Source organism: Thalassospira sp. MCCC 1A03138 (genome assembly GCF_002115785.1).
Classification (GTDB): domain Bacteria; phylum Pseudomonadota; class Alphaproteobacteria; order Rhodospirillales; family Thalassospiraceae; genus Thalassospira.
In genome coordinates this window covers 190,503-209,065 of record NZ_JFJY01000001.1, presented here as the reverse complement: position 1 = coordinate 209,065, position 18,563 = coordinate 190,503, and the positions used below count along the sequence as shown (strand labels likewise).

Here is an 18,563-nt window from a genome sequence, read left to right as displayed (position 1 = left end):
TTCATGGGCGATTTATGCAAAGGGGCAGGAGGATGTGATGAGTGGACCGGTTGATCTGATCTGGTGGATTACGGCGGTGGAAATCCCGGCGGTGGCGAGCCTTTTCTGGCTGAACTGGCGGATGCGAAGCGAGCTTTCAGAGCGGCTTGAAAACCAGCGCGCCAGCCATGATGCGGAGATGATCGAACTTCGCGATGGTTTGGCGGATTTCAAGCTGGATGTGGCGCGCAACTACGTTTCGATCCCGTACCTCAAGGATATTGAAAAACGCCTGACCGCGCATCTGCTGCGGATTGAGGCGAAGCTTGATCACAATGCGCCAGCGGCATGAGGCCGGGCGCAAAACAGGATAAGGAAATAGCGATGAATGATGTTCTGACGATGGATGCGATCACCGATCCGCACGTTTTGCCGGTGGGTGATGTTCTGGCGCGGACCCTTTATGGCGAGGCGCGCGGCGAGGGATTGAGCGGGATCGAGGCGGTGGCCTGCGTGATCCTGAACCGGGTGGCATTTGCCAAAGCGCGCGGGCGTTATTGGTGGGGCAATACGGTGTCGCAGGTGTGCCTGAAACCGGGGCAGTTTTCATGCTGGAACGCAGGCGATCCGAACCGGGCGAAGTTGCTTAAACTCAGCGCGCGCGACCCGGCATACCGGCTGTGCAAGCGGGTGGCGACCCGCGCCCTTGCCGGGGAGATTGCCGACATGACCCAAGGGGCAACGCATTATCACACCCATGCGGTTGAACCCTATTGGGCGCGGGGGCATGTGCCGGTGGCCGAGATTGGCGGGCACCTGTTTTTCAAAAACATCGGCTAACCCGATGGTCGTTATTGCCATCATGGCGGGCTGCAAAGCCCCGTCTCAATTGGCGATAAAGGCACCGGACCACATATGGGCGATGTTCTGGAACGGGACGGGCTGGGTGAAATAGGCCAGCGGATCATTGATATAAAGCACTGCTGTCGGCCCCATCGGGGTTTGCACCCATGCCATCCCGCGCAGCACCACGACATGCCCGCTATAGGGGGTGTTTTGCAGTTTCAGGATGATCGGACGCCCCGATGCCAGGGTATTGTAAAGCGCCATCGGATGGGCGGGCAGGGCATAGCTGGCAACACTGTTGCTGACCATGTTCAGCAATTGCATGATTTCCTGGTCCTGCCCGGTGCGGATGCATTGCTGTGCCAGCATCGGATTGGTGTTCACCGCGGCAGCATTGCAACATAGGGGCTGCGGCATGCCGTTTGCGAAAGAGACAAGCTCACACTGATGCGGTGATGAATTCGGGTTTGTCTGGCTTTTCCAATGGGCGATCTGTTCGACGACGGCGACCCAGCACCAGACCTGTGTCTGTTGCGGGATGTTGACGATGCCAAGGTCGATTGGTGGCGGGAGCTGCTGCGCATTGGCCTGATTCACCCCCAGAAACAATAGCATTGCGACAAGAAATCTTTTCATGACGGCCCCCTGATATCCCCTGCATTAAAACGCGAACATTAGATTTGATAAATAAATCTATTGGTTTTTTATTTTCGCGTCAATTTATTCAGGGTTGTGTTGGCGGGGTAAGGAAACTGGCGAAACCGGCATTTTTAAAAGGAAGGAGGTATCACGTGATACCAGCATTACTGGCACAGATCGGCCTGCCGCTTTTGATGAAGGCGGTTGGGGCGGGGCTTGAGACCATTGATCATCCGGTCGCGAAAACCGCGGCCGAGGGGCTTAAACAGGTGGGCGATGCGGTGACAAAGGGGGATGTCACCCCGGCCCAGATCGCGGAGGCCAACCGCCATTCCGAACGTATGGCGGAAATCGAGCTTTCGCGGGACCGGGGGATTTTGACAACCATCAACCGCACCATCCGGGCCGAGGTGCAAAGCGAGGATGCGTTTGTGCGCCGCTGGCGACCGAGCTTCGGCTATGCGGTCGCACTCACCTGGATCATGACGATGGGATCGATTGCCGCGGCCATTATCCTGACCCCGCTTCAGGCCCCGGCGATTATTGCGGCATTGGTCAATACCAGCCCGATCTGGGGCATTGCGCTGGGCGTTTTGGGGGTCAGTGTTGTTAAGCGGAGTGCGGATAAGAAGATCGGGGAGGGTGGCGCGTGACGGGGTGGTGGCCTGTTTGCGGCGGTGGGGGCGGGTTGTATCGGGTTGTCTCGCGTGGTGTGGCTGATATGATCGACATCGCACCGACCCTTTGAACCTGATCCGGATCACGCCGGCGAAGGGACGGGACCGCCCTGGTCTTTCCCTTGCCGGGCTCCGCAGACGAGGCCGCCATGCCTGATAAGCCTTTATCGTCTCCATCATCACCATCACGAGAACGGCCAATTGCGGCGACAATTGCGGTTGTCGTGCGTGAACAGCAGGTTTTGCTGGTGCGCCGCGCCAATCCGCCCGATCAGGGCATGTGGGGATATCCCGGCGGCAAGATCGATGCCGGGGAAACCCTTGCACAGGCCGCGTTACGCGAACTTCACGAGGAAACCGGCATTTCGGCGGAAGCCATCGGTGTTTTGACGGCCCTTGATGCCTTTGATCGTGATGCGGACGGGCAGATAAAACGCCATTTTATCCTGATTGCGATGCTGTGCCGCTGGAAAGGTGGGGAGCCGGTTGCGGGGGATGACGCACTGGAAGCGCGATGGTTCCCGGTTGCCGGGCTTGAGGAAAGCGGGCTTGAGCTGAGTCAGGATGTGGCGTGGGTGGCGCGGAAGGCTGCGGATGTTCTGGCAAAGGGGGAGGCCTGATTTGCAGTATCCTTCGTGAATTCAGGCTGTGGCGATTATTTCCGGTGCTGATTAGTGCAAGTTCGACCTAGGGCATTGTGCCTGGCGTTTTGAGGGGAGTGTTGTTAAGCGGAGTGCGGATAAGAGGGGGCTCATACAGTTCTTGCTTACAGGGCTTGAATTTTATAGTAGGGTGGAAAATACCGTATGAATTTGCGGAATTTTGACAAATTTCGCCAATATTTTTACCGATTGGTAAATCTAACAGGAGCCGAATGGTGATTTTGCGGTTCAGCGTACAGAACTATCTGTCATTTGATGAAGAGCAGGAAATCTCTTTCATTGCCAGCAAGCTGCGCGACCGGGACGATGGCCTTATTGATTTGGGGCATGTTTCGTCCGGGTTGCAGGGGCTTCCTGTGGCTGTGGTTTATGGTGCGAACGCATCTGGTAAAAGCAACTTGCTTCAGGCGATTTCAAATATGAGGCAGCTTGTTTTGTTTTCTCATCGTGCCAGTGGGCCGGGAGAAGGCATTAAACGCAGTTTTTTTGCGCTCCGCAGCGACTGCAAACAGGAAGAAACGAAATTTAGCATAGACTTTTTACTGAATAACGTTCGCTACCATTATGGTTTTTCGTTTGATAACGAGATGTATCGAGAGGAGTGGTTGTACTTCTATCCGGAAGGTTCGCGCCGTGTCTTGTTCGAGCGAGAGGCGGGGGAATCAATAAAATTTGGTCCGTCTTTCAGGGGAGAGAAAAAAACGCTTGAGAATCTGACGCGGGAGAACAGTTTATTTGTTTCTGTTGCTGCCCAGAATAATCATGACGTTCTGGGAGAAGTGTTTCAGTTTTTCCAAAGAACAAATGTCAATATGGATGTATATGGGCAAGGAGGGATTTTTCAAATTAATACAGGCGAAATTGATATTGACAAAAGATCAATCAATTTCTTGAGTTTAATAGGTACAGGAATCACAGGATTCCGACGTCAGAAGAAACAGGTTTCTGATGAAGCTATTGGTATTCGGGGAAGTTTATCAAAAATTATAGATCAATACATTGGAGGGAAGGTGAGTGAAGAATATCTGAAGTATATGTCAAATTATCAAGATGTAGAATTTGAGCATCAGGGTGATAATGGAACAAGTTCTTTTCTTAAAATAGCGCAGGAAAGTTCCGGAACAAGAAGATTGATCAGCTTACTCAATCACGTTTTCTATGTGCTCGATCAGGGTGGTTTTATCGCGATTGATGAAGTGGACGTCAGTGTCCATTCTCAAGCGACGGAAGCAATTATTGCTCTGTTTTCTAATAAAGAAACCAACCCCAACGGGGCGCAGCTTCTTGCGACGACACATGACACTAACCTGATGAACTCTAAAGTGCTGAGGCGTGACGAGATTTGGCTTGTGGAGAAAAATCGGGCAGGGATGTCCCAACTTTTCCCGTTGACAGATATTCGGACCCGCAAACAAGATAATATTGAAAAGGGTTATCTGGAGGGACGTTATGGTGCGGTGCCGATGGTCGATATTCACGATTTAATTGCCGAGGTTGGTTGTGGCGCGGAAAAGTCCTGATCTTCATCGACGTGGTCCGCGGTTAGAGCCCAAGAAAACCTTTTATCTTTTCTGTGAGGGAAAGAATACCGAACCGGATTATTTCCGAGCACTAAAACGTAAGATCAGAGATCCACTGATCAAGATTGTTGATAAACCTGCTGCTGGTGTTCCGATGACAATCGCAAATCTGTCTGTCGAGCAGGCAAATGCCATCGGCAAGGGCGCAAAACGCAAACGGGTCAAGCAATCTTATCAAGAGGCGGATGAAGTGTGGGCCGTGTTTGATCGTGACGAACACCCTCATATTCAGGAAGCAATGCAACTTTGTGATTCAAACAATGTCGGTATTGCGTTTTCCGATCCATGTTTTGAGCTGTGGCTGATTTTACACATTCATGACTTTAATCGTGCATGTAATCGTCATGACATCCAACGTGCATTGAGTGATGTTCTTGAGGGTTATGAGCGAGGCAGAGGTAAAACCGCTGATTTTTCGGTGCTGCTTGAGGATATCGAAAATGCGGAAAACAGGGCGGAAGTCTTACTTGATCGTCGGCATGAAGAGGGTGGAGATACGAATCCTTCGACCACGGTGTTCAAATTGACGCGTAGAATTCGAGCTGCTGCCAAGTAACTGTTTTCACTTTTCTGGTCGCAAAATGATTTGCTCAGAGAGAATAGCCAATCATCCCGCCACTGATTGGCATAGAGCAGGTTGTCTTCATGCAACCAGTCATAGGCCGTAATGATATCCGCTACGGCTTTGGGCGATATGACGACCCGATAATGCTTCATTTATGCCGGGTGGAGAGGTCGTTAAAGAAGCTTTCCGCGTCCTGTCCCTGACCGTCGGCAATCTGGTTCAGGCCTGTGCGGATGCCCGCAACCGTCTCGTTATATTCCAGACGATTTTGCATGTCCTGCCACGCCTTTGCATCCATCACCACCACCGAGGCCTTGCCATTGACGGTCAGGATCGCGGGTTGCTGTGTTTCACGCAGGCGTTTGGTGAAGGTCGCCGTATCGCGTTTGAATTCGGTCAGCGGACGAATATCCTTGGTGATATCCATATTTGCACCTTTAAAGCATCGAATTGAATGCGAATTTAGCATGTTTTTCGTGGTGGTGCGATGAAAATTCCCGTTGAAACGTCAATGCTGGCTTAGCCCCCCTGAAACAAAACCACCCTTGTTTGCGTTGCAGGGACAACGTGATTTTGCAAACAGGCAGCGAGGGTTGGCATGACGGACGCAGGGCCGGTTTCCGTGGGCGAGATTGTCGCGCGGATCCGGGATCAGGCAGCGGGGCGGCGCGCGGTTTCGGTTGAGGATATGGTGGCGGTGCTGGGGCGGCGGAGTTACGGGCCGTTTTTACTGGTGCCCGGTCTGATCGGGGTGACGCCGTTATCAGGTATTCCGATGGTGCCGGCGGTTTTGGCGGTGATTGTCGCGCTTTTTGCCATTCAGATCGTGTTCGGGCGGTCGCATTTATGGTTACCCGACATTCTGGGACGCCGGTCGTTTGCAGCAGGGCAGGTGCGCGATGCGATGGCGCGGATCGAACCGGTTGCCGACAAGCTGGATCGCTGGTTTTACGGGCGGTTGCCGGGTTTGACCGGGCGGCATGGGGTGCGGATGGCTGCTGCGATGTGCGTGGTGCTGGCGGCGTTCGTGCCGCTGTTTGAAATGGTGCCGTTTGCCGGGATCGCGCCGATGAGTGCGATTGCCGCCTTCGGGCTTGCGATCCTTGTGCGCGACGGGGCGCTGATGCTGGCCGCGATATTGATTTCGGCCGGGGCGGTCGCGGGGCTGGCGTGGGTTCTGCTGTGACGGGGCCGGTAAGGCAGCCAGCTTATTAGCGGGTGCAGTCTCAGGATATAAGTCGGGCCAGTTCGCTATAAAGATAAAACAGGACGCAGGCGGTGCCGATGGCCGCGATCAGGCGGGCGACAAGCCGGGGCAGATGGACTTTGGGCCAGATATCAAACGCGTTTGAGCCGCCGCAATCCTTGTGAATATCGATGATTTCGGGTGTTGCACGGGTTGAGCGGCCTGAACGGGCGGGATGGGACCGGCGGGTTGGCCGGGGCGACTGGGCCGGGCGCACCGGACCTTGCGCATCGCGGCGGAAGGCGGCCGGTTTCGCGGCCTGGTCATTTGAAACCCATTGGCGGGTGGTGTCGGGAAGGTCTACAGGGGCGCGTTTGGCCTGTCTGGTCGTCATGTTCTGCGTGCTCGTGTCCGGTTTGGTGGTATGGTCTTCTGATTTTGCCGGATGATTTTAACTGGTATAATTTAACTATACGTAAGTATCTTATTTCCTCTCATCGGTATAGGGTTCTTGTGCGGAACGCAAGAGGGAAAAAACATAAAGCCGGTTTTTTTGTCGTTTGGCATTGCGGCTGCTTGCCGAACGGGCCGGGCGACCTTATTTTCCCCGGATGACAAATTCATCACACACCATGATTTACCGCGTATTGGGCTCGGACGAGTGGGCCGAGGCGCTGGCGACCGGGCATTATGCCGGTGCGCCGCACGATATTGCGGACGGTTTTATCCATTTTTCGACGATTGATACGCTGGCCGAGACGCTTGCGCTGCATTACCCGAAACGCGGGGGCCTGCGGCTTTTGCATGTGCCGGTCGAGGCGGTCGCGGACAAGCTTAAATGGGAACCGGCGCGCGGTGGTACGCTGTTCCCGCATCTTTATGATGCGCTTTCGGTCGAGCATGTCGCACGGGTCGATGACCTTAAGCTTGATGATAACGAGGTTCACATCCTGCCCGAGGATCTGCGCCCCGACTATATGCGCAGAGGGTAATCATACCCGGAGATAGACGCGCCCGCCGCCACGCTTTTGGCCGGTATCCTCTACCGTGGGGAATTTACCGGCCCGCACGGCATTGAGAAATTCCCGCCCGATCCTGACCTTGTCCCCGATATAAAGCGTATCCCATCCCGCCCCGTAAATTTCCGGAAAGTGAAACGCGCCGGGATCGCGGGCGGCAATGCGGCTTTGCAGGCGGGTGATTTCGTTGGCATCCATGAGGGGTTCCATCATCGGTTCCTGCGGTTGGTTCTTTTCCCTGAAATATGTCGTGGGTGGCAAAAAGAAAAGGCGGCACCGATGGGCGCCGCCTTTTTGTGGTTGGTCGGTCGGGGTCGATCAGACCAGTTCGCCCAGCGTTGCTGGATCAAAGCCCAGCAGGGCATCGGTTTTATTGTCGCGCACCTTGGCGGTCCAGGCGGCATCGGTGATCAGCGCACGGCCGACCGCGATCAGATCGAACTCATCGCGTTCCATGCGGCTGACCAGTTCATCAAGCCCGGCGGTGGCCGAGCCTTCGCCGGCAAACGCGGTCATGAAATCACCGGAAAGCCCGACAGAGCCGACCGAAATCGTGGCCGCCCCGGTCAGTTTTTTCGCCCAGCCGGCAAAGTTCAGGCCGTTTTCGCCGTCCAGTTCGGGGAATTCCGGTTCCCAGAAACGGCGTTGGGACGCATGGATGATATCCACCCCGGCATCGACCAGCGGGCCGAGCCAGTCGGTCATTTCATCGGGGGTTGTTGCCAGACGGGCAGCGAAATCCTGCTGTTTCCATTGGCTGACGCGCAGGATGATCGGGAAATCCGGGCCAACAGCGGCACGCATGGCGGCGACCACTTCGCGGGCAAATGTCGCGCGTTCGCGGATGGTTTTGCCGCCAAAGCGATCCGTGCGCAGGTTGGTGCCCGACCAGAAAAACTGATCGATCAGGTAGCCATGTGCGCCATGAATTTCAAAGGTATCGAAACCGGCATTTTTGGCATCAAGCGCGGCCTGGGCGAAGGCGGCGATGGTGTCGGCGATATCGGCATCCGACATGATATTGCCGCGCGGCTCGTTCGGCGCGACAAGGCCCGACGGGCTTTCGACCGGGGTATCGGGCACCCATTCGGTCTGGAAGCTTTTGACCGATCCGGTATGCCAAAGCTGCGGACCCATCTTGCCACCGGCACCATGAACGGCATCCGCCACGGCCTTCCAGCCGGAAAGCGCATCCGCCCCGTGGAAGAACGGAATGCCCGGATCGTTACGCGATGAGGGGCGGTTGATCACGGTGCCCTCGGACAGGATCAGGCCGACACCGCCTTCGGCGCGCTTGCGATAATAATCGGCATTGACCGGGCCGGGGATGCCGTCAACCGCGTGCGAACGCGTCATTGGTGCCATGACGATGCGGTTGGGAAGCTCCAGGGTTTTCAGCTTGAAGGGTTGAAAAAGAACATTGGTATCTGACATCGGCTATTCTCCGATTGGAATTGGGTGTATGGTGGCTACTAGATATACGGTGTATACCTACTGTCAATCAGGCACCTTGAAGTTACCAGGTATACTTGAGGAAACCTGGATGGCCCCGAGCCGGTGGAAATGAGGTGGAAATGAGGTGGAAATGCCATGGTAATGAAAGAATGTTCGATCGAGATGTTCCGCTCGAACTGTCCGAGCCGGGAGCTTCTGGACCAGATTGCCGACAAATGGTCGATGATGATCCTGGCGGTTCTGGCCCATGGACCCTTGCGGTTTAACGCGATCAAGCGCGGGCTTGAGGGGATTACGCAGAAGGCGCTGACGCAGACGCTGCGCAAGCTTGAACGCAATGGCATTGTCGCGCGCCACGTGATCGCGACATCGCCGGTCGCGGTGGAATATGAAATCACCGATCTTGGCCGGTCGCTGGTGGAGCCGTTCAAGGCGCTTTATACGTGGACGCGCGATAATTACGACGAAGTCGAAAAGGCGCGGGTGGCGTTTGACGCGCGGATGGAGGAGCGGGTTTAGGCTCTAAGCTAAATCGCCGATGACTGAGATAAATGTCTCTGTGTTATCGGCGATAGATGCTTTCATTTGGGTAGGGCTCGTTGCTGTTCCTAGCGCAACCTGTGAACCATTTACAAAAGAAAAAATTCCATAATTTTTTCCTGGAACTAGAAATGGATGATCGAATTCGACGTACTCGACAGAACCATTTTGCTCAATAATTCGTCCTGTTAATTTTAGAGCCTCATGGGAATCCTGTGTGCCAGATACCTCACATATAAGGTTTATTGTGATTCTCTCATTGTTGCTTGAGTCTCTTTCTCCCGTATCGACTATGCCGGATACATTGAAAGATTCCGTTATTTTCATTGCAGGCATCTCTAATACGAGAAATGCTGACGATGTGTTGTCTTCCGGCATTACATGGGACCTTCTCTAGCGCTTAGCTCTTTTTTTGAAATGGTCAGGTCCTTGTCGTTTGTCAATCAAGCGCACACTGATATCTGCGGAGGTTTAGGGAGCGGGCTCTAACAGTAAATGGTTTTGCCAAATTCCATTGATCCTTGCCCCATCCTCCCTCACAGCGTAAGAACAAGGCAGGTATTTACAAGCACGGAGCAGGTCGCGTGGGGTGGTACAAGTCACTGGTTTTGCCGGTTGTGCGCTGGATCGATGCGGAGACTGCGCATGGTCTTGCGATTTGCGCGCTGAAAAACAATCTGGTGCCGCGCGATGATGATGCGCTCGATGCCACGCCGATCCTTGAGACCGAGGTTTTCGGGCGCAAATTTGCCAATCCGGTCGGGCTTGCCGCGGGGTTTGATAAAAATGCCGAGGTCCCCAATCAGGCGCTTTCCCACGGGTTCGGCTTTGTTGAAATCGGATCGGTCACCCCCGAACCGCAACCGGGCAACCCCAAGCCCCGGCTTTTCCGGCTTTATTCTGACCGGGCGGTGATCAACCGCATGGGCTTTAATAACGAGGGTGCCGCCATTGTTGCCGAGCGCCTGCGCAAGCGCGCGCGCAAGGGCATTCTGGGTGCCAACCTTGGCAAAAACAAATATTCCGAAGATGCGGCAGCGGATTATGTGAAGGGTGTTGCGGCCCTTGGCCCCTATGCCGATTATCTGGTGGTCAATGTATCCTCGCCCAATACGCCGGGGCTGCGCGCACTTCAGGGGCGCGCGCCGCTTGAAAAGCTTCTGACGTCGGTTCTTTCGGCGCGCGATAGCCATGCCAAGGGTGTGCCGGTGTTGTTGAAGGTCGCACCGGACCTGACGGAGGAAGACAAGGCCGATATTGCCGCGGTGGTATTGAAGCTTAAGCTTGATGGCATGATCGTTTCAAACACCACGATTGATCGGCCGGTCGGGCTTAATTCCTATGATCAGGATGAAAAGGGCGGTCTTTCCGGCCCGCCGCTTATGGAGCCCTCGACCAAGGTTCTGGCCGATTTTTACCGCCTGACCGAAGGCAAAATTCCGTTGATCGGGGTGGGCGGGATTGCATCGGGCAAGGATGCCTATGAGAAGATTCTCAATGGGGCGTCGCTGGTGCAGCTTTATTCCGCCCTTGTCTATCACGGGCTGGAGCTTGTGACCGATATCAAGGAAGATTTGGCCAGACGCCTGCGCAAGGATGGTTTTGCCAGTGTTGCCGATGCGGTTGGGGCGGCCTATCCGGAAATTTCCGGGCGCAGCGCCCCGGTGGATGAAGCGCGCGCAGCCAAGGCGGCGGTGACGGCGAAGGCGGAACCCGCCCAGGCCGAGGTGGCGAAAGCGGCTCCGGCGGCTAAAACGGCGGCCAAGAAGCCAGCGGCGAAGACTGCTGCCAAGAAGCCTGCATCCAAGCCCGAGGCGGCGAAAAGCAAGGCTGCGCCGAAGGCGGCACCAAAGGCCGAGCCAAAGTCCGGGCCCCAAAACGGACCGGCGGAATAGATTTACCTGTGGCAATCTGGACTCCCGCGTGCGCGGGAGTGACGGTTTGGGTGGGATGGCTTTGGGCTTTCCCATCAAGCCCGCCGCGAGGATGACGACGATTTTAACATGAAGTGGAATGCGTGAATGACGGTTGGCACCAGCTATCAGATGATCAACGGCCTGTCGGAAGTGATCGAACAGTACGATGCGGTGATCCTTGATCTTTGGGGCGTGGTGCATGACGGGGTCACACCCTATCCAAGCTCCATCCCGGCGATGGAGGCGTTGAAAAAGGCCGGTGTGCCGGTTGCCCTTCTGTCGAACGCGCCGCGCCGATCCAGCGTCGTGGTCGCACGGATGGAAGATATGGGTATCGCGCGTGACCTTTATGGTCCGGCGGTGGCATCGGGCGAGATCGCCTATAGCCAGCTTCTCGCACGCTCCGACCCATGGTACGCCAAGCTGGGGCGCCGGGTGATGAGTGTCGGCCCGGTGCGCGACATGTCGATGTTTGAAGGGCAGGATGTTGAAATCGTCAAGGATGTTGCCGATGCCGACTGGCTTCTGGTGACGGGGCCTAATGACGATTATGACGCGGTTTCGGTTTATGAAGATCTGCTGCATGCCGCCAAGGCGCGCGACCTTCCGATGCTGTGCCCGAACCCGGACCGCGAAGTGATCCGCGGCGGGGACCGCATCATCTGTGCCGGTGCGATTGCAGCCCGTTACGAGGTGCTGGGCGGCAATGTCCGCTGGGAAGGCAAGCCGCTGGCGAGTGCCTATGATTTCTGCCTGCAGCTGTTTGACAAGGGCCCGGATGCGAAGCTTCTGGTCGTCGGCGACAGCCTTTCGACCGATGTTGCCGGATCAAACAATGCCGGGCTTGATGTGGCGCTGGTGACCGGCGGCATCCATGCCGAGGAACTTGGCGCACCGCGCGGGACATTGCCGGAAAAGGGCAAGCTTGATGCGCTGCTGAACGCGACCGGGCGCAGCATTACCTATGCGGTTGGGGATTTTTGTTGGTGAGATAGAACTAAGCATTGATTCAGGCGATGTGGTGCGGGGTGAAATGTCTAAATCGGATAAGGTTTGGGGACTGATTGCTGTTATCTTTTTTGGTGCAGTCGCAATCGCGCACATCGTTAAAGGTGTTAGGTACGTTGTTGATGATGACTATCGTAATCAACGCATTGCCAGTGAAAATGCAAAAATGAATAAGCAAATACAAAAAACGGTGGAGAAGACTACAATCAGGTGGAATATTAATGGTTGTAATGTTCCGGGTGTTTGTGACGAACGTGGTTACAGGTTGGATGGTGACTACTCACGAATGTTGCACTACGAGATGTCTAAGGATAAGTAGTTTCAAACGTTAGTCTAACCTGCACTAGAACAGCTATGCGCGAAATCACGATTGAAGAATTGGCAGCACGCATCAGCCAGAAACGGGCCGAATTGGGCCTGTCTGGCAAGGGTGACGTGCAGCCAAATTCCGGCAGTCAGCGCACCCAAAGCAAGCGTAATCTGTTGCGCAATATTGCCGAGCTTGCCGCAAGGGACGGGCGAGAGCCGCCTTTTAAGGCGAATTACTGATTTGCTGTAATTCCGTTTGCACCCGCCTTTCCCGTTGGAAGGCGGGTTTTGTTTTTGTGGTTTCGGGATTGCGGTGGCAGAGTATTGGCGCATTAACAAACCGGAAAAACCATGCTTCTGACAGATGACATTCGCGATTATGCCGGGCGGTCGGTTTTGTGCTGGCTGGCCAGCGTTTCCGAAGACGGGCCGTCGGTCAGCCCGAAGGAAATCTTTGCCTGTTATGGCGAGGACCGCATCATCATTGCCAATATCGCATCCCCACAATCGGTGAAGAACATTCGCCATAACCCGCGCGTCTGTGTCAGTTTCGTTGACGTGTTTTCGCAGAAGGGCTGGCAGCTTTATGGGCGGGCCGTGCTTCTGAAAAACGGTGACGACGGCTTTGCCGATCGGCAGGCGATCCTGCAGAGCATGGCGGGCGATGCGTTTAAGGTCGGCATGGTGATTGATGTGGCAATCGATCAGGCACGCGAGATTGTTGCGCCGAGTTATCGGTTCAGGGCCGATGTTAACGAGGCCGACATGCGGACCGGGGCGATGGCGACTTATGGGGTGAGGCCGGTGGATTAGGCCCTGCGTCCTTCGGCGGTGGATGAGGATGCGGCACGGAGGACTGGATTCCCGCGTTCGCGGGAATGACGGTTTGGGGCAGCATCAGCTTTCGGCCACGCGCTTTTCGCGGAAGATGATGAAAATGCCGCTTCCGGTGATGATGGCCGCCCCAACAAAGGTCAGAAGATCGGGCGTTTCGCCCCAGAAAAACCAGCCAAGCCCGGTGGCCCAGACAAGGGCGGTGTAATCAAACGGGGCGACGGTTGGCGCATCGGCCACCCGGAAGGCCTGGGTGATCAGGGTCATGCCGCTGGTGCCGACAAAGGCGATGGCGATGAAAAGCCCGATATCCTCTGCCCGGATCGGGGTCCAGAAATACCAGACGGCACAGGCGCTGAGCAGGGTGCTGGTGAAGCTGAGGTAAAACAGAAGCGTCCACATGCTTTCGCGCGGGTCAAGCAGCCGCGCGCTTAGCATCAGAAGCGCATAGGTAAAGGCGGTCGCCACCGGCAAGAGCGAGACGGGTTCAAAGGTTGCCGCACCGGGGCGCACGATCACCAGAACACCCAGAAAACCGACCATCACGGCCACCCAGCGCCGCCAGCCGACCCGCGCAATCAGCACCGATGAAATCGCGGTAATGAAAAGCGGTGCGACAAAGGCAAGGGCCGTGGCCTCCGCCAGTCCCATCAGATGGATGCTGGTAAAGAACATGATGGTTGCGGCGATCCAGATGACGGTGCGCATGAAATGCACGCCAATACGATTGGACCGCAGGCCGCCAAACCCGACCATTTTTATGGCCAGCAGGGCGGCAAAGGGCAGGGCAATCGAATTGCGCAGAAAGATGATCTGGATCGGTGAATAATGATCCATCAGTCCCTTGGCCAGGGCATCATTGACACACAGCAGGGCGACACCGGCACACATCAGAATGATGCCGGTCAGGTTGTGCGGGGGCTGTTGTGCATTCATGGTTCGTGGCGCTTTCCCTGTGTGATGGTGGGTTATCGCAATCACCATCTGTTTTCTGAGCTTTAGGGCAAAGTGCCGGTTGAGGCCAGCAAAGAAAGCGGTTGGTTGGGCTTCGGAGTAGGACGGTTAGGAGGTTTGTAGTCAGTATTAGTAAAACAGTATATGGTGGTGGTCTTGTGGAGAGATGCACTGTTGGCGGGTAATTTATGTTTGTTGCATATCGAGGTGGAGAGAAGCTTAGAGATGAGCAAGAACTCAAAGCTCATTTGGCGTCTATTTTAAGGCTTGAAAATGTTGGCCTCCTTCTCGGCGCTGGCGCTTCTGTAGGGGCTGGGGGGCATACTGTTGCCCAATTATGGAAAAATTTTCTTGAGAACAGATATGCTGATGCCCAATGGCTTCTTGCGCAAGGTTTTGTAACCGAAGAAGAGATAGTCGTTGACGGAGATTCACAATCGGAAATCCCGAATGTTGAGACCTTGCTGGATACTCTCGCAATATCCATCGCTGAGTGGAAACGGATTGGAGATGATAAACACGGCGATGCTGTTTCTGTGCGATCCAATCTTTTTCGCGAAATTGTAGAGGCCGCAAAACTGGATGTTGATTACTGGGGAAATCGTGGTGGTGCACTAGAAAGTAGGGGCCTGTCAGATCATAGAACAGTTTTGCAGAAATTCGTCTCGGCACGCCAACCCGGGCAACCCGCACCTTGGGTTTTTACTACCAATTATGATCTAGCTGTGGAATGGGCCGCAGAATCAGTTGATATGTCTGTAATTAACGGCTTTGTTGGCTTGCATAGCCGTCAATTTTCTCCGCAGAGCTTTGATCTTGCATATCGCAACAGGCAGGCATTGGGAGAGGCTAGATTTGGGGTTTATAATATCTATCTAGCCAAATTGCACGGTTCGCTAACGTGGAAAGAGCTTCCTGATCGGACGTTGATAGAATTGGCTGCCCCACATGCGTGGCCAAGTATTGAGCATTTTTTAAATGCTGACGAAGAAGAACTTGGTTTTATGGTGTTACCTAGTGCGGCCAAGTACATGCAAACGACTGGTTTTGTGTTGGGCGAAATGTTTCGCCGGTTTGCCGAATTTCTTGCTCAATCGCAAACTAGCTTGGTGATAAGCGGTTACGGTTTTGGTGATGAACATATTAACCGGCTTATTTTATCTGCACTTCTGAACCCTACACTTCAGCTTGTTATCTATTTGCCCGAATTTGCACGGGTGGATCAGCACGGTTTGCCCCGTTCGTTTAGAAAACTTCTAGAGCTGAAAAATCCTCGAATCACCGTCGTAGGAGGGCAGCCAGAGGCATATTTCACTAGTTTGGCAAATCATCTTCCAGAACCGACTCTTTATGATGAAAATTTGATTGGGTTACGTCGAGCTATTAAGGAGATGGAAGATGATGGGGGGCATGTTTAATGCCCAAGTCTCGTCTGCCTATTGGCTATGTTGTTCAAGTTGATGGAAGTGAAGTCACCCTAAATCTATTGGACAAGCATCGGGGGAGTTTGGCATCGCACGGCTACGGAGTTTCAGTCGTCACAGAAGTTGGAAGTCTGATTTCGATTGAAGCAGGTAGCAATTTGCTTGTCGTGCGGGTGCTGTCGGTGAGTTTTGCCGAGCCCAGGGAGGTGCACCGTGCTGCACGAGGAAAAATGTATGATGCAGCCGAGCCATTGCGGCATCTACAGGGGGTTGTGGTTGGTAAACTTATTAGGCAAGGCGGTACGCTGAGTTTTCTTTCCGACTCACTCTCTACTCCGACACTCGGGGCAGAGGCATATCCGCTTGTGCCAGAAGAGTTGAGTTCCGTTCTTGGAAAGGTTGGCGATGCTAGTAAACCAATATACCTTGGCGATGATTTGAGGGGCGGCGGCTCTTTGCATATTGGATTACAAGACTTTATCAGTCGTCATGTTGCCGTTCTCGGTAGCTCAGGTCAGGGAAAAAGTTGCTTTACTGCGGCTATACTACAGCAGATTGTAAATTTAGAAGATGCACGTGTTGTAATATTCGATATTAACGGCGAATACTCGGACGCATTTAATTCAGATAAGTTTGACGACGATTGGATCAAAGTTACGCAGTTGGGGGGAGACGAGGCAAACTCGATTAAAATTCCCTATTACGCCCTCGGTCGGCACGGCCTGCATAAGCTCTTGATGCCAAGTGATAAAACTCAGCGTCCTGCCTTAAACTTTGCGTTGGATAACCTAAATAAGGTTCGTTGGTTTCCCCTGCATGGAGGAGCTGGCTTGGTGAATGATGCTCAGCCAGTCTTGTTTGATGATTGTCGCCAACAGGGAGCTGCTGAGGCGCAAGTCAGAATCAATACGCTCAGAAATAATCAAGCAACAGATGCAAATCAGTGGCCTCATATGAAAGCGCTTTCTGCATTGGTTGCAGACAGTTACTCAATTGGAACAAATAATAGAGGTGGGTTTGAGCGTAACGCATTTAACTACAATAATGTGCAGCCGCTGGTTACCCGGATAAACAGATATATCGAAGATGAAATGTTTTGCGATGTTGTTGATGTTCAGGGAGGAGTGCCCAACGGAGATAGGTTGCGTTGGTCAGATGAATCTAGAGCATTGATCACAAGGGTATTTGGAGGTCAACGAGAGAATTGGCGCGTACACATCGTTGACCTGAAACGCGTTTCGCAAGATTTGATGCCTTTTATTTTGGGCGCACTCTTGGAAATGTACGCCTATGAGCTCTTTCAGAGAGGGCAGGAGAATAAAATTCCAACGCTGTTGGTTCTGGAAGAGGCACATCATTATCTGAGACCGATGGGAAGTGGTGATGAGGCTTCTACAAACGCGCTGGCATATGAAAGGTTGGCTAAAGAGGGGAGAAAGTTTGGTTTGGCTTTGTGGTTAAGTACCCAGCGTCCATCCGAGGTTTCTCCAACAGTTTTGTCGCAATGCAATAACTGGATTTCATTTCGTCTTTCTTCGGAAAAAGACTTGGCAACGATACAATCTGCAAGCGAATGGGCAGACCGGAGAGACGTAAAACGGATTGCTGGTTTACCGAGACAAACGGCGATGGTTTTTGGTGGTAGCATTCAAATGCCGACGTTGATTCGAGCTCCGGTGGCTGATCCCTTGCCAAGGTCTGAGGACGCCAATTTTGATAGCTGGGGTGGGTAATCGTTTGATTTCATAGCTTCAATAGGCTGCTGCTTACCGAATGATCCCTTCAAAGGCATGACAGCGAGGCCTAGGCTATTTCGGACAAACAAAAAAACGCCGCCCGGTAAAGGCGGCGTTTTGCGTTTGGGACGCGAGATGCTGATGGGTCAGATCGCGGTGGCGCGGTTGGCGTCGATATAGATTTCGCGCAGGCGCTTGGCGATCGGGCCCGGCGTGCCATCGCCGATTTTCTTGCCATCGACTTCGGCGACCGGGCAGACAAAGGCCGAGGCCGAGGTCGAGAAGGCTTCCTTGGCGGCATAGACTTCATCGACCGTGAACAGGCGTTCTTCGACCTTGAGCTGCAATTCCTCGGCACATTTCAGGACGGCCTTGCGCGTGATGCCATGCAGGATGTCGTTGGAAAGCTGCCGGGTGACGATGACGTTATCCTGCGTCACGATATAGGCGTTGTTTGACGAGCCTTCGGTGATATAGCCATCCAGCACCATCCACGCATCATCAGCGCCCTTGGCGGCGGCTTCGGTTTTGAGAAGCGACGCATAAAGAAGCTGCACGGTTTTGATGTCAGACCGGCGCCAGCGGACATCCGGATAGGTCAGGATTTTCTGGCCGCGTTCGGCGAGCGGCGATTTGATCAGGGATTTGGACTGCGTGAACAGAACAACCGTGGCCGGGGTGTCATCCTTGATCGCGAAATCACGGTCACCGGCCGACCCGCGCGAGATTTGCAGGTAAACCAGCCCCTCGGTGATGTCGTTGCGTTTGACCAGTTCGCGGTGGATTTCAAGCAGTTCGTCGATATCGGCCTTGTAGGTAAAACCCAGTTCCGAGAGCGAGCGCGCCAGACGGGTCATGTGACCGTTGAAATCGATCAGCTTGCCATCAAGCACCGAGGTGACTTCATACACGCCATCGGCAAACAGGAAGGAACGGTCAAAGATCGAAACCTTGGCTTCATTTTCCGGCAGATAGTCGCCGTTCACATAAACAGTACGCATGTCATCTTCCTGTCTGTTCGGGAACCGTCGAAAGGCAATGCCGGAAATCCGGTTTCCGTGCGGGGCCATTCACGGGCGATAAAATATACCTTCAGGAAATATCATAGATCGGCTGGTTTTGTCGCGCCACGCTTTGATTGTTGCGTGTAAAAGGTGAAATGTTGCTTTGGTGGTGCCAGTTATGGCTGTTATATCGTGGCTACAGGCGGATATTGCTGTGATTTTCGAATAAA

24 protein-coding genes and 1 riboswitch are annotated in these 18,563 nt (G+C 54.0%); of the genes, 16 read left to right on the top strand and 8 right to left on the bottom strand.

The window, feature by feature from the left end; genetic code table 11:
• The first annotated feature begins 37 nt into the window (after window positions 1-37).
• Window positions 38-331 (top strand): hypothetical protein, encoded by a 294-nt coding sequence (locus TH468_RS01045; RefSeq protein WP_085641843.1) that lies wholly within the window; start codon window positions 38-40, stop codon window positions 329-331.
• A gap of 32 nt (window positions 332-363) precedes the next feature.
• Window positions 364-819: a cell wall hydrolase gene (locus TH468_RS01040; RefSeq protein WP_085642408.1), complete on the top strand. Its 456-nt coding sequence runs from the start codon at window positions 364-366 to the stop codon at window positions 817-819.
• A gap of 45 nt (window positions 820-864) precedes the next feature.
• Here TH468_RS01040 and TH468_RS01035 read toward each other — a convergent pair whose 3' ends face one another.
• Window positions 865-1,461: a papain-like cysteine protease family protein gene (locus TH468_RS01035; RefSeq protein WP_085641842.1), complete on the bottom strand. Its 597-nt coding sequence runs from the start codon at window positions 1,459-1,461 to the stop codon at window positions 865-867.
• Between the two features lie 155 nt (window positions 1,462-1,616).
• On the opposite strand from TH468_RS01035, the gene TH468_RS01030 reads away from it, so the two are divergent.
• The 4 genes from TH468_RS01030 (at window position 1,617) to TH468_RS01015 (ending at window position 4,939) form a co-directional block, all read left to right on the top strand.
• On the top strand, window positions 1,617-2,117 hold the full coding sequence (locus TH468_RS01030) for a 3TM-type holin (RefSeq protein ID WP_085641841.1): 501 nt from the start codon (window positions 1,617-1,619) through the stop codon (window positions 2,115-2,117).
• Window positions 2,118-2,160: 43 nt separating this feature from the next.
• Window positions 2,161-2,258: riboswitch (TPP riboswitch) on the top strand.
• 32 nt (window positions 2,259-2,290) lie between these two features.
• Window positions 2,291-2,761, top strand: coding sequence for an NUDIX hydrolase (locus TH468_RS01025; RefSeq protein WP_085642407.1), 471 nt, complete (start codon window positions 2,291-2,293; stop codon window positions 2,759-2,761).
• Between the two features lie 254 nt (window positions 2,762-3,015).
• Window positions 3,016-4,323: an ATP/GTP-binding protein gene (locus TH468_RS01020; protein WP_085641840.1), complete on the top strand. Its 1,308-nt coding sequence runs from the start codon at window positions 3,016-3,018 to the stop codon at window positions 4,321-4,323.
• Window positions 4,304-4,939, top strand: a complete 636-nt coding sequence (locus TH468_RS01015; RefSeq protein WP_168177050.1) for an RloB family protein — start codon at window positions 4,304-4,306, stop codon at window positions 4,937-4,939. The genes TH468_RS01020 and TH468_RS01015 overlap by 20 nt, the downstream gene beginning before the upstream one ends.
• Before the next feature lie 157 nt (window positions 4,940-5,096).
• Here the strand turns inward: TH468_RS01015 and TH468_RS01010 are convergent, their stop codons facing one another.
• Window positions 5,097-5,375 carry a type II toxin-antitoxin system Phd/YefM family antitoxin gene (locus TH468_RS01010; RefSeq protein WP_007092311.1) on the bottom strand — a complete coding sequence of 93 codons (279 nt, stop codon included), beginning with the start codon at window positions 5,373-5,375 and terminating at the stop codon, window positions 5,097-5,099.
• 171 nt (window positions 5,376-5,546) lie between these two features.
• On the opposite strand from TH468_RS01010, the gene TH468_RS01005 reads away from it, so the two are divergent.
• Window positions 5,547-6,134 (top strand): exopolysaccharide biosynthesis protein, encoded by a 588-nt coding sequence (locus tag TH468_RS01005; protein ID WP_085641838.1) that lies wholly within the window; start codon window positions 5,547-5,549, stop codon window positions 6,132-6,134.
• A 40-nt stretch (window positions 6,135-6,174) separates the two neighbouring features.
• Here TH468_RS01005 and TH468_RS01000 read toward each other — a convergent pair whose 3' ends face one another.
• Window positions 6,175-6,528: a hypothetical protein gene (locus TH468_RS01000; protein WP_085641837.1), complete on the bottom strand. Its 354-nt coding sequence runs from the start codon at window positions 6,526-6,528 to the stop codon at window positions 6,175-6,177.
• Between the two features lie 217 nt (window positions 6,529-6,745).
• Between TH468_RS01000 and TH468_RS00995 the strand changes: the two genes are divergently transcribed.
• A complete protein-coding gene (locus tag TH468_RS00995; RefSeq protein WP_246832176.1) occupies window positions 6,746-7,126 on the top strand; it encodes a DUF952 domain-containing protein in 381 nt (126 codons plus the stop codon).
• Here the strand turns inward: TH468_RS00995 and TH468_RS00990 are convergent, their stop codons facing one another.
• Entirely contained in the window at window positions 7,127-7,366 is a 240-nt protein-coding gene (locus TH468_RS00990; RefSeq protein WP_246832175.1) for a DUF1413 domain-containing protein, read from the bottom strand. It lies immediately after the preceding gene.
• A gap of 105 nt (window positions 7,367-7,471) precedes the next feature.
• Window positions 7,472-8,587 carry an NADH:flavin oxidoreductase gene (locus TH468_RS00985; protein WP_085641835.1) on the bottom strand — a complete coding sequence of 372 codons (1,116 nt, stop codon included), beginning with the start codon at window positions 8,585-8,587 and terminating at the stop codon, window positions 7,472-7,474.
• 156 nt (window positions 8,588-8,743) lie between these two features.
• On the opposite strand from TH468_RS00985, the gene TH468_RS00980 reads away from it, so the two are divergent.
• On the top strand, window positions 8,744-9,127 hold the full coding sequence (locus TH468_RS00980) for a helix-turn-helix domain-containing protein (RefSeq protein WP_085641834.1): 384 nt from the start codon (window positions 8,744-8,746) through the stop codon (window positions 9,125-9,127).
• A gap of 3 nt (window positions 9,128-9,130) precedes the next feature.
• Here TH468_RS00980 and TH468_RS00975 read toward each other — a convergent pair whose 3' ends face one another.
• Window positions 9,131-9,526 carry a hypothetical protein gene (locus TH468_RS00975; RefSeq protein ID WP_139834598.1) on the bottom strand — a complete coding sequence of 132 codons (396 nt, stop codon included), beginning with the start codon at window positions 9,524-9,526 and terminating at the stop codon, window positions 9,131-9,133.
• 206 nt (window positions 9,527-9,732) lie between these two features.
• Here TH468_RS00975 and TH468_RS00970 point away from each other — a divergent pair, with 206 nt between their 5' ends.
• The 5 genes from TH468_RS00970 to TH468_RS00950 all read left to right on the top strand — a co-directional run bounded on the left by TH468_RS00970 (window position 9,733) and on the right by TH468_RS00950 (window position 13,194).
• Window positions 9,733-11,043 (top strand): quinone-dependent dihydroorotate dehydrogenase, encoded by a 1,311-nt coding sequence (locus tag TH468_RS00970; protein ID WP_085641832.1) that lies wholly within the window; start codon window positions 9,733-9,735, stop codon window positions 11,041-11,043.
• A gap of 126 nt (window positions 11,044-11,169) precedes the next feature.
• Window positions 11,170-12,054, top strand: coding sequence for a TIGR01459 family HAD-type hydrolase (locus TH468_RS00965; protein WP_085641831.1), 885 nt, complete (start codon window positions 11,170-11,172; stop codon window positions 12,052-12,054).
• Window positions 12,029-12,391 (top strand): hypothetical protein, encoded by a 363-nt coding sequence (locus tag TH468_RS00960; protein ID WP_085641830.1) that lies wholly within the window; start codon window positions 12,029-12,031, stop codon window positions 12,389-12,391. The genes TH468_RS00965 and TH468_RS00960 overlap by 26 nt, the downstream gene beginning before the upstream one ends.
• 35 nt (window positions 12,392-12,426) lie before the next feature.
• Window positions 12,427-12,621: a hypothetical protein gene (locus TH468_RS00955; protein WP_085641829.1), complete on the top strand. Its 195-nt coding sequence runs from the start codon at window positions 12,427-12,429 to the stop codon at window positions 12,619-12,621.
• Between the two features lie 111 nt (window positions 12,622-12,732).
• Window positions 12,733-13,194, top strand: coding sequence for a pyridoxamine 5'-phosphate oxidase family protein (locus TH468_RS00950; RefSeq protein ID WP_085641828.1), 462 nt, complete (start codon window positions 12,733-12,735; stop codon window positions 13,192-13,194).
• An 84-nt stretch (window positions 13,195-13,278) separates the two neighbouring features.
• On the opposite strand, the gene TH468_RS00945 is transcribed toward TH468_RS00950, so the two are convergent.
• Window positions 13,279-14,151 carry a DMT family transporter gene (locus TH468_RS00945; RefSeq protein WP_085641827.1) on the bottom strand — a complete coding sequence of 291 codons (873 nt, stop codon included), beginning with the start codon at window positions 14,149-14,151 and terminating at the stop codon, window positions 13,279-13,281.
• A gap of 206 nt (window positions 14,152-14,357) precedes the next feature.
• On the opposite strand from TH468_RS00945, the gene TH468_RS00940 reads away from it, so the two are divergent.
• Both TH468_RS00940 and herA read left to right on the top strand, forming a co-directional pair.
• Window positions 14,358-15,587 (top strand): SIR2 family anti-phage-associated protein, encoded by a 1,230-nt coding sequence (locus TH468_RS00940; RefSeq protein WP_085641826.1) that lies wholly within the window; start codon window positions 14,358-14,360, stop codon window positions 15,585-15,587.
• Window positions 15,587-17,326, top strand: a complete 1,740-nt coding sequence (gene herA / locus TH468_RS00935) for an anti-phage-associated helicase HerA (RefSeq protein ID WP_085641825.1) — start codon at window positions 15,587-15,589, stop codon at window positions 17,324-17,326. The genes TH468_RS00940 and herA overlap by 1 nt, the downstream gene beginning before the upstream one ends.
• A 149-nt stretch (window positions 17,327-17,475) precedes the next feature.
• Here the strand turns inward: herA and TH468_RS00930 are convergent, their stop codons facing one another.
• Complete coding sequence (locus TH468_RS00930; protein ID WP_085642405.1) at window positions 17,476-18,330, bottom strand: D-amino-acid transaminase; 855 nt, start codon at window positions 18,328-18,330, stop codon at window positions 17,476-17,478.
• Window positions 18,331-18,563: the final 233 nt, after the last annotated feature.

Coding starts and splice junctions, on each gene's coding strand:
- TH468_RS01005 (WP_085641838.1), top strand. CDS start 5,547: ATGACGGACGCAGGGCCGGTTTCCGTGGGCGAGATTGTCGCGCGGATC.
- TH468_RS00985 (WP_085641835.1), bottom strand. CDS start 8,587: ATGTCAGATACCAATGTTCTTTTTCAACCCTTCAAGCTGAAAACCCTG.
- herA (WP_085641825.1), top strand. CDS start 15,587: ATGCCCAAGTCTCGTCTGCCTATTGGCTATGTTGTTCAAGTTGATGGA.
- TH468_RS01035 (WP_085641842.1), bottom strand. CDS start 1,461: ATGAAAAGATTTCTTGTCGCAATGCTATTGTTTCTGGGGGTGAATCAG.
- TH468_RS00965 (WP_085641831.1), top strand. CDS start 11,170: ATGACGGTTGGCACCAGCTATCAGATGATCAACGGCCTGTCGGAAGTG.
- TH468_RS00955 (WP_085641829.1), top strand. CDS start 12,427: ATGCGCGAAATCACGATTGAAGAATTGGCAGCACGCATCAGCCAGAAA.
- TH468_RS00960 (WP_085641830.1), top strand. CDS start 12,029: ATGCGGTTGGGGATTTTTGTTGGTGAGATAGAACTAAGCATTGATTCA.
- TH468_RS00995 (WP_246832176.1), top strand. CDS start 6,746: ATGACAAATTCATCACACACCATGATTTACCGCGTATTGGGCTCGGAC.
- TH468_RS01025 (WP_085642407.1), top strand. CDS start 2,291: ATGCCTGATAAGCCTTTATCGTCTCCATCATCACCATCACGAGAACGG.
- TH468_RS01000 (WP_085641837.1), bottom strand. CDS start 6,528: ATGACGACCAGACAGGCCAAACGCGCCCCTGTAGACCTTCCCGACACC.
- TH468_RS00940 (WP_085641826.1), top strand. CDS start 14,358: ATGTTTGTTGCATATCGAGGTGGAGAGAAGCTTAGAGATGAGCAAGAA.
- TH468_RS01040 (WP_085642408.1), top strand. CDS start 364: ATGAATGATGTTCTGACGATGGATGCGATCACCGATCCGCACGTTTTG.
- TH468_RS00980 (WP_085641834.1), top strand. CDS start 8,744: ATGGTAATGAAAGAATGTTCGATCGAGATGTTCCGCTCGAACTGTCCG.
- TH468_RS01045 (WP_085641843.1), top strand. CDS start 38: ATGAGTGGACCGGTTGATCTGATCTGGTGGATTACGGCGGTGGAAATC.
- TH468_RS00945 (WP_085641827.1), bottom strand. CDS start 14,151: ATGAATGCACAACAGCCCCCGCACAACCTGACCGGCATCATTCTGATG.
- TH468_RS00975 (WP_139834598.1), bottom strand. CDS start 9,526: ATGCCGGAAGACAACACATCGTCAGCATTTCTCGTATTAGAGATGCCT.
- TH468_RS00930 (WP_085642405.1), bottom strand. CDS start 18,330: ATGCGTACTGTTTATGTGAACGGCGACTATCTGCCGGAAAATGAAGCC.
- TH468_RS01010 (WP_007092311.1), bottom strand. CDS start 5,375: ATGGATATCACCAAGGATATTCGTCCGCTGACCGAATTCAAACGCGAT.
- TH468_RS00950 (WP_085641828.1), top strand. CDS start 12,733: ATGCTTCTGACAGATGACATTCGCGATTATGCCGGGCGGTCGGTTTTG.
- TH468_RS01020 (WP_085641840.1), top strand. CDS start 3,016: ATGGTGATTTTGCGGTTCAGCGTACAGAACTATCTGTCATTTGATGAA.
- TH468_RS00990 (WP_246832175.1), bottom strand. CDS start 7,366: ATGATGGAACCCCTCATGGATGCCAACGAAATCACCCGCCTGCAAAGC.